Raw genomic sequence first — 8788 nt, forward strand, 5'->3', positions numbered from 1 at the left:
GTCCTGAACGGTCAAAGATCATTAAATCTAAGTCTTGTTCTAACTTTTGGATTTGATACGTGAGAGAAGACGGCGCTCGGCCTAACTCCTTCGCTGCACTGGCAAAGCTACCTCGTCTGTCAATCGCATCTAATATGTGCAAGGCTTCCAATGTGAGTGGGTTAAGCAAGGTGAATACCTTTGAAGGGAAAACTTACCTATAGAGTAACCAAATAATAAAAAACCAGCAATTAATGCTGGTTTATAGTAAGTGCTTCATTCTAAAAGTGATTAAAGAAAGTGTGAATGAAACTTAGTTTTTTGTCATTTCACGCTTAACCATCACGACTGAGGTGACGATGAATGCGATAACAAGACCGACTTCCATTTGTAACTCCAAGATTCTAAATGTAACAAAGTATAACTGAGCGAGATTCTATCACTTATTCCGCGACTTAAAACCCCTTTACACTTCAATTGACTCAATTATAGATATAGATCAAAGAATGTTTATAAAACGCACTAAAAGCAGGTTGTTTTGTCTAGATAATCATCACTAATGTTAAATTTATGTTGCTAATCTCCGGCGTTTAAGTGATTGCTTGTGCTCGACTTTAGTCGTAGAAATTCAATTAATAGAACACTGGTTAGGTTAATGAACTAACGATAAAAAAGTTCGCTATTATCGTATTTATTGAATGTGAGTTGGTATGGCGTCACCAATCAAAAATTCTAAGGCTTCATTTCACATAAGCCATAATGTGATCTGGTCGATATGGTGACTCTTGGTTACACTTTTTTGATGTGCATATTTAGAGTCATTGTCCGTATTCGATGAATAACCCCAAAGTGTTTCTTCTGTCTCTTGTACTTGCCTCTTTTGTACTGTTTGTTCTTGTTAAGCTTAAAGATCATAGTACGAGTGATACTTCCGGCAATGATACGTTTAAGGGAGTCGTTATGAGTAATACTCTTACCCAGTCGATTGATGGACACCGGCGATTTCTAACCGTTTCCATTGACGGGAAGGAGCCGATAATCTTGACCATTTCCCCTGCAGTCAACTGCGAGATCGGCCGTTTTGCGATAATCAGTCCCACGAATACGCTTCTATCAGAAAAGAAGCAATACAAATATGTATCCTGTCAGTAACGGCTCATTATGAAGCCGTCTAACCGACTCTAGTATTGAATAGAATAGGAAATGATATGTCTCCATTAGTTACGCCAAGCTGGGTTGCTCAACATACCAGCGAGAATAAGACCGTCATTCTAGATTGCAGTATAGATTTCAAGATTCCGTCTGAAACCGAAAAGGATACCGTGAGTAAAATACCTGGCGCGATACGATTTGATTATGATAAAGATTTCTGCGACCCAGACAGTACTCTCCCCCATATGATGCCCTCAGCGCAACGATTTACGGAGTTGGCGCAAGAGATTGGGCTTAATAAAGATTCTATTGTCGTTGTTTACGATAATAGTGGTACGTTCGCATCGCCTCGAGCGTGGATGATGCTCAGAGCCATGGGGCATCAGCAAGTTTATATTCTTGATGGTGGGCTCACGGAGTGGAAACTGGCTGGGTACCCTGTTACCGACTCTTACAGCTTGCTGGAAGCTAAAGGGGATTTTGAGGCTACACCTGATAAGAAACGATTTCTAAGCTCTCAGGATGTATTGGACGAGATAGAGAATACTGCGAGCCTGACCGTTGATGCTAGAGGGCGCGCTCGATTCAATGCGGAAGTCGCAGAACCTAGAGCCGGCGTAAGAGCTGGTCATATACCTAACTCTGTCTGTCAACCATTTGCAGAGTTAATGGACGGACACAAAATTAAACCAATAGAAAAATTAAAGCCCATTATTGCGAATTCTATCGATCCTAATAAAGACAATTATATATTCAGCTGTGGATCAGGTGTGACTGCGTGTATCGTTCTACTTGCCTGTGAACTAGTAGGCTACAAGAACCTTTCTATTTACGACGGTTCATGGACTGAATGGGGCCAACGTATAGAGCTGCCAATAGAAGTGTGATTTACAAGTGACACTGTGACGGAAATGGCCAGGGAGTGGGATCAAAAAAGCCGTGCCAACACTAAAGTTTAACTGTTGGAACGGCTTTTCAATGTTGAGAAGTTCTCGCTAGTTTTTCAACGAGATTAACGCCTATTTATATTTGTCTTGAACATACTTCTTACTGACATCTACAACGGCAACATCTTTGAAGAAGCTGCGACCGAGTAAAATGGAGAATTTCATATGTTCTCTGTCAGACAAAGTAAACTCCGTTTTTTCTTTTAAATCACCAACTTGTACCCAAGCAACGATGACTGGTCTTTTATCTGTTTCTTCACTTGAAGCTTGACGGATTTTCACCCAACGCTGAATTGGTAACGCGATCTCTTTGCTGACTGTGTCACCCATGTCCATTTTGAACTTAACCCAGTCTTTACCATCACGTTCAAACTGCACGATATCCTGTGCACTTAACGATGAAGTCGTAGCGCCAGTGTCGACTCGAGCTTTAAAGCTCTGCTTAAGACCAGGAATATATACCCACTCTTGGTCACCTAATATCAACTTACCATCTTCCGTTTTTTTCGGAGCTGGCTTCGGTTTTTCAGCTGGCTTCTCTTCTGGTTTTGGTTCAGGCTCTACCGGTTTTTCTTCGGGTTTAGGCTCTACTGGCTCTAAAACTTCAGGCTCAACAACCTCTGGTTTTTCTGGCTCAGGCGTTGTTTCTTTATCGATTTGGCTTGTCGTGGTACAGGCAGTTAAACCAACACTGAGCAATATCATTAATATGAGATTTCTGTTTTTATTCATATTCTTACCTAACTATTTTTTATTATTCAATATCGCGATTATAAGCAAATACTACTTTGACACTTGAGCTATCGCGTTTGCGACATATGAAATATGCTGTTCAGACAGACCTGCTATGTTGATGCGCCCATCGCCTACGCCGTAAATGCCATATTGCTCTCTTAGTGTAGACATTTGATCTGAACTAAAGCCCAATACAGTGAACATACCTTTGTGTTGTTCAATAAAATTAAACTGGTCGGTGTTATGAGTCGTTCTCAAATCATCGCATAAGCTCTTTCTTAAGCTCAGTAGCCGCTGCTGCATATCACTGAGTTCTGATTTCCAAACCTGAGTCAATTTGTCATCAGTCAGGATAGTTTTTACAAGTGCTGCACCATGATCTGGCGGCATTGTATACGTTGAACGAGCGAGTGTAAGCAGCTTACCTTTCGCATTAGCGACGTCTTTGGACGACTTACCGACGACGATAGCTGCTCCTGTTCGCTCACGGTACAGTCCAAAGTTTTTTGAGCATGATGTGGTAATTAGCATCTCTTCAACGTTGTCTGCCATATAGCGAAGGCCTTTTGCGTCTTCTTCAAGACCGTCACCAAAACCTTGGTACGCAATGTCGACAAAAGGAATAAAACCATTTTTCTGAGATAACTCGGTGATCGCTTGCCATGCAGCAAAGTCTATATCTGCCCCTGTCGGGTTATGACAACAACCATGCAGGAGAACAACATCGTTTGGCCCTGCTTTAGAAAGCTCATCCAACATTCTAGCGCTATCAACTTGCTTAGTTGAAGGGCTAAAGTAGCTGTAGTACTTCACTTTTAAGCCCGCGGCTTCCATTACTGGCTTATGGTTTACATAACTCGGATTTGAGATCCAAACCGTCGTATCTGGCTGAGCCAGTTTCATCAGATCGCCAAGCATGCGCAGTGCACCACTCGCGCCAGGTGTTTGAATGGTTGCCACTCTGTCCATCGCTGACGTACCTGAGAGGAGCAAATCAGTCATTGACTGGTTGAACTCTTCGCAACCGGCTAGTCCGACATACGCTTTGGTTTTTTGTGTTTCGACAACAATGTCTTGTGCTTGCTTTATCGCTTCCATTATTGGCGTTTCGCCCTGGCTATTACGATAAACACCAATGCCTAGATCGACTTTGTCTGGGCGTTCATCTTGGCGATAAGCAATGGAAAGTGAGAGGATAGGATCAAGTGTTGGTTCGGATAAGTGTGAGAACATGAAAGTCACAACCCTTTGAAATTCAAGTAATGGCATCACGTTAACACTAGATTCGATAAAATCGAAGCGATATTTTAGCGCTTTGTTAAATAACGTTAGCTCAAGTAACTCTCTGGTTGGAGTGAAGCGTTCAATGTTATGTTTTTACCTATAAATGGTTACTGTTCGCTAGAGCGAAATTACAATTTAAAGGAATGAATGATTTGATTACTACTTCCTCTCCATTTTAGGCTTGGATCGTAATTGTCTTGCTCAAACTTTCCATCGATCAGCGTATCAAGAAAAGGCAACAACTCTTGTTGTTCTGAACTCAGTTCGTCAATTTTGTAGCCCGTCCATAACCAAATGTCTTTGTCTGGACACTCTTGTTTGACTCTTTTAACCAATTTCAAGACTTCTTCAACATTCGCAGGGTGCATTGGATCTCCGCCAGAAAGAGAAAGCCCTCTACGTTTAATACGGCTATCTTTTAAATCAGCGATGATCTTATCTGCGAGTTCCTTGGTAAATAGATGACCGGATTCGAGCTTTTGTGTTGACTGATTGTAGCACCCGCGACATTGATGCACACACCCTGACACGAACAGCGTACAACGGGTTCCTGGCCCGTTAACAACGTCAATAGGATGATATTGGTGATAATTCATATGTCAGATACCGATTCGTGTTTAGTGTTAAGCGCAGGCATAGTGGAAAGAAGAACATCGCCGCTGTGTATCGCGGCGATGATAAAGGGATTGAGTAACTAAGAATACGCTACAAGTGTTTTACTCTGCGCTTCACTTCTTCTTGCTTGCCAAAGTTAAATGGTCGCGCATCGGGTGAGCCTAGGTAGCCACATACTCGTCGAGTAACAGAGACCTTCGTTGAGTCATGGTTTCCACATTTAGGGCAAGTAAAGCCTTTGCTTGTGCATTCAAATTCGCCGTTGAATCCACACTCATAACACTCGTCGATTGGAGTGTTAGTTCCGTAATAAGGGACACGGCTATAACTGTAATCCCACACGTTCTCCAGTGCTTCAATGTTGTTTTGCATGTTAGGGAATTCACCATAACAAATGAAACCACCCGTCGAGATCATTGGATAAGGCATTTCAAAGTCAATCTTATCGTACGGATTTACTTTCTTTTGAACATCTAAGTGGAAACTGTTTGTGTAGTAACCTCGATCGGTCACGCCCTCAATAACGCCAAACTCTTTGGTGTCAATGCGGCAGAATCGGCTACATAGGTTTTCACTTGGTGTGCCATAGAGACTGAATGCGTATCCTGTTTCTTCCGTCCATTCATTGACGCGACATTTCAGGTACTCAACGATATCAAGTGCTTGTTGACGAAGTGCGGCGTCATCATAAATGTGATTGTCTCCACCATGAAGGGCCGTAATCATTTCGTGGATACCAATATAGCCAAGAGAAATTGAAGCACGGCCGTTCTTAAAGATATCTGCAATGGAATCGTCTGCTTTCAAGCGAACACCACACGCTCCTTCCATGTAGAGAATAGGAGCAACGCGTGCCTTCACATTTTCCAGTCGGCTAATGCGGGTTTCCAGTGCTCGACGAGCCAGTTTCAATTTCTCATCCAATAACTGATAGAACTTGTCTATGTTGCCATCTGCTTTAAGCGCAATTCGAGGTAGGTTTAAGCTAACAACACCAAGGTTATTTCGCCCTTCGTGAATGAGTTCACCATTCTCTTCGTATGTATCAAGAAAGCTGCGACAACCCATTGGCGTTTTGAAAGAACCGGTGACTTCAACGACTTTTTCATAGTTCAAGATATCTGGATACATGCGCTTAGAAGCACATTCTAATGCGAGTTGCTTAACGTCATAGTTCGGATCTTCACTGGTATGATTGAGACCGTCTTTAATAGCAAAAACCAATTTTGGGAATACCGCCGTTTTCGCATTTTTACCTAAGCCAGCAATACGATTCTTTAAAATCGATTGTTGGATCAAGCGAGACGCCCAGCTTGTACCTAATCCAAACCCAAAGGTAACGAAAGGCGTTTGACCGTTAGCTGTATGGAGTGTGTTCACCTCATACTCTAATGACTGGAATGCGTCGTAACACTCTTTTTCAGTACGAGAACTGGCGAACTCTTTAGGATTAGGAATATCCCACTCTTTTGCGATGTCTAAATGTTTGTCGTAGCTTGCCATAACATAAGGCTCTAACACTTCGTCGATGCGGTTAATTGTGGTGCCGCCATAAATATGGCTTGCGACCTGAGCGATGATTTGAGCTGTGACTGCCGTTGCCGTTGAAATAGACTTCGGTGTATCGATCTCCGCATTACCCATTTTAAAGCCATGCGTTAGCATACCTTTAAGATCGATAAGCATGCAGTTAAACATAGGGAAGAATGGAGCGTAATCGAGATCGTGATAGTGAATATCGCCTTCTTCGTGGGCTTGAACGATGTCACGAGGCAATATATGTGTTTTAGCGTAGTGTTTAGCCACAATGCCCGCTAACAGATCGCGTTGAGTTGGGATCACCTTGCCATCTTTATTGGCGTTTTCATTGATGAGATCAACGTTGCTTTCTTCAATTAAGCCTTCGATCTCTTGAGTTAGGGCACTCTGTTTTTCTCGTGCAATGTCTCTGTCGTGTCTGTATTCAATGTAACCGCGAGCTAGTGCCTTAAATGGCCCTTGCATCAGTTCATTTTCAACAAGAGTTTGAATTTCGGAGATATGAACTTCATCGTGATCTTTCAGCTTAAGCTCAACTGCTAACGCTACATTCAGCGCGTAGATAGCAACTTCTTTATCAACATTTTCCGCTGCGCTTTCCACTGCGGCTTGAATACGATCCCTGTTGAACGGAGCTCTTGAGCCGTCACGTTTGATTACGATTGGTTTCACCACTTCTCCTTACCCTAAGCATACTCACAGAGTTATCCACAAATATACAACATAGGGTGATTATTAGACTGACTGACACTATATATTGTGGTGTATTTAACGAGAAGCACTAGTTGAAAGTATTGATTTGGATCAACTAAACGTGATACCTGTTTAAGAACAATTCGATCTTTTCTCGGTACTTCTCACTTAGAAAAGAAACGATGTAAATTGGATGTTTTATCAAAATCACACTTGATTTTCTTGCATCACTGATAGCATAAAGCTTCAGATTAAATTCACGGAATTTATTGTATGTTGATTAACCATTTGTTCAGGATGGTGCCATTTTTATTGGCTATTGTTTCTAGTTCTGGTTTTTCTGCTTCAGATCTTCGATTCGTGACTTGGAACATAAAATGGCTGTCAGGAAATTCACAGAGTCACATTCAGCAATCACATCGTTCTTCTCAAGACTTTAAGAAGCTCAACCAGTATTTTATTGCAATGAGTGTTGATGTCCTCGCCTTTCAAGAAGTCAATGACGTAGAGGCAATAAGGCGTGTTGTTGGCAAAGACTACACTATTTGGTTGTCAGAGCGATCTTGGGACAATAATAAGCAACACCAATTCGGAGGTGTTAACCAATACACAGGTTTTGCCGTTCACAAAACATTAGCGGTCACGTCGGTACGTGATATTCAATTAGAAGACACGTCCAAGAGTAAGCTACGTTTTGGCACTTACTTGCTTCTTAATACGATAAATAGTGAGCCTGTTCACCTTATGTCTATTCACTTAAAGGCTGGTTGCAATAGTGGATTTAGGAACACAAGAAATTGCCAACGCTTAAAAGCGCAAGGAACTGAATTGAATCGGTGGATAATGGATCGACAACTCGATAATGATCAATACATCGTTTTAGGTGATTTCAATAGCAATCTTAGTGCGACTGGCAGCTGGATGTGGGAAGGCATTTCGAAAGGTACAAGTGCGATACTTACTACACGCGCGACTAAGCCATTGTGCGAAGTACGATCGATAAGAAACGCATCCAATACGTACCGATATAACTCAGTGATAGACCATGTTGTGACCAGTCCTAACTTTCATTTGGTCGAAGCGAAGCAAGTGCTATACAAAAAAGAAGATGTGATCGATTTCGTTTTAAGTGACCACTGCCCTGTGCTCGCTGTTATAAACAGTAAAACTGGGCAGTAGCGACTCATCATTGAAGCGTTAAAGGCTTACGTTCTATTCATCGCTTTTGTGTACAGATTTGCTAGTGCAGTTCCAATTAACATAGCAATAACAAATGTAATAATGATCGACGATCCACCTGAAAGACTCGTGATTGCGGGGCCTGGGCAGATCCCTGCAATCCCCCAACCTATACCAAAAAGGACGGAACCGAAAACCAATCTCTTCTCTACTTTGGACTTGGTTGGCCAGTCATACTCTGTGCCATCTAAAGAGTGAGTTCGTTTCTTAATGACTAGATGGTACATAGGAGTAAACACCATTAACGCCCCGCCCATAACGAAGATCAAACTCGGGTCCCAGTTTCCAGTTACATCAAGAAACGCTAAAACCACTTTAGGATCCGCCATTCCAGAGATGATCATCCCTGCACCGAACAGTATTCCTGCGACTAAGCCGATGACTATATTTGAAAAAATTTGCATTTACATCCACCCCATCATTCGTTTTAAGAAAACCACGAGTATTGAGGTACTCATAAAAATGACGGTCGCAATAATCGAGCGTTTAGATAAACGACCCATTCCGATAATACCGTGTCCACTCGTACAGCCATTCGCAAGCTTAGTGCCGAAACCAACGAGAACACCAGCAAGAGCAATCACAATTAAGTTGCTCTCAAGTAA

The 8788-nt window shown here is 42.2% G+C and carries 9 protein-coding genes; 2 read left to right on the forward strand and 7 right to left on the reverse strand.

Annotated features, from left to right (window positions below):
• The coding region (locus tag BCU12_RS09285) for a LysR family transcriptional regulator (protein ID WP_133153846.1) at positions 1–169 on the reverse strand (169 nt) is incomplete at its 3' end.
• 1018 nt (positions 170–1187) lie between these two features.
• On the opposite strand from BCU12_RS09285, the gene BCU12_RS09295 reads away from it, so the two are divergent.
• Positions 1188–2018 carry a sulfurtransferase gene (locus tag BCU12_RS09295; protein WP_102404046.1) on the forward strand — a complete coding sequence of 277 codons (831 nt, stop codon included), beginning with the start codon at positions 1188–1190 and terminating at the stop codon, positions 2016–2018.
• A 132-nt stretch (positions 2019–2150) separates the two neighbouring features.
• Here BCU12_RS09295 and BCU12_RS09300 read toward each other — a convergent pair whose 3' ends face one another.
• The 4 genes from BCU12_RS09300 to nrdD all read right to left on the reverse strand — a co-directional run bounded on the left by BCU12_RS09300 (position 2151) and on the right by nrdD (position 6923).
• Positions 2151–2810: an ATP-dependent zinc protease gene (locus tag BCU12_RS09300; RefSeq protein WP_102404047.1), complete on the reverse strand. Its 660-nt coding sequence runs from the start codon at positions 2808–2810 to the stop codon at positions 2151–2153.
• Positions 2811–2861: 51 nt separating this feature from the next.
• Positions 2862–4046, reverse strand: a complete 1185-nt coding sequence (locus BCU12_RS09305; protein ID WP_198599296.1) for an amino acid aminotransferase — start codon at positions 4044–4046, stop codon at positions 2862–2864.
• Positions 4047–4225: 179 nt separating this feature from the next.
• Positions 4226–4693 (reverse strand): anaerobic ribonucleoside-triphosphate reductase-activating protein, encoded by a 468-nt coding sequence (gene nrdG / locus BCU12_RS09310; RefSeq protein ID WP_102404048.1) that lies wholly within the window; start codon positions 4691–4693, stop codon positions 4226–4228.
• A gap of 109 nt (positions 4694–4802) precedes the next feature.
• Positions 4803–6923, reverse strand: coding sequence for an anaerobic ribonucleoside-triphosphate reductase (gene nrdD / locus BCU12_RS09315; protein WP_102404049.1), 2121 nt, complete (start codon positions 6921–6923; stop codon positions 4803–4805).
• Between the two features lie 294 nt (positions 6924–7217).
• On the opposite strand from nrdD, the gene BCU12_RS09320 reads away from it, so the two are divergent.
• On the forward strand, positions 7218–8123 hold the full coding sequence (locus BCU12_RS09320) for an endonuclease/exonuclease/phosphatase family protein (RefSeq protein ID WP_102404050.1): 906 nt from the start codon (positions 7218–7220) through the stop codon (positions 8121–8123).
• A gap of 26 nt (positions 8124–8149) precedes the next feature.
• Here BCU12_RS09320 and BCU12_RS09325 read toward each other — a convergent pair whose 3' ends face one another.
• Both BCU12_RS09325 and BCU12_RS09330 read right to left on the reverse strand, forming a co-directional pair.
• A complete protein-coding gene (locus BCU12_RS09325) occupies positions 8150–8587 on the reverse strand; it encodes a YeeE/YedE family protein (protein WP_102404051.1) in 438 nt (145 codons plus the stop codon).
• Positions 8588–8788: YeeE/YedE thiosulfate transporter family protein (locus tag BCU12_RS09330; RefSeq protein WP_157939868.1), on the reverse strand; the 201-nt coding region annotated here is incomplete at its 5' end. It abuts the gene before it with no gap.

The sequence above is a fragment of the Vibrio sp. 10N.261.55.A7 genome (assembly GCF_002877365.1).
GTDB lineage: Bacteria > Pseudomonadota > Gammaproteobacteria > Enterobacterales > Vibrionaceae > Vibrio.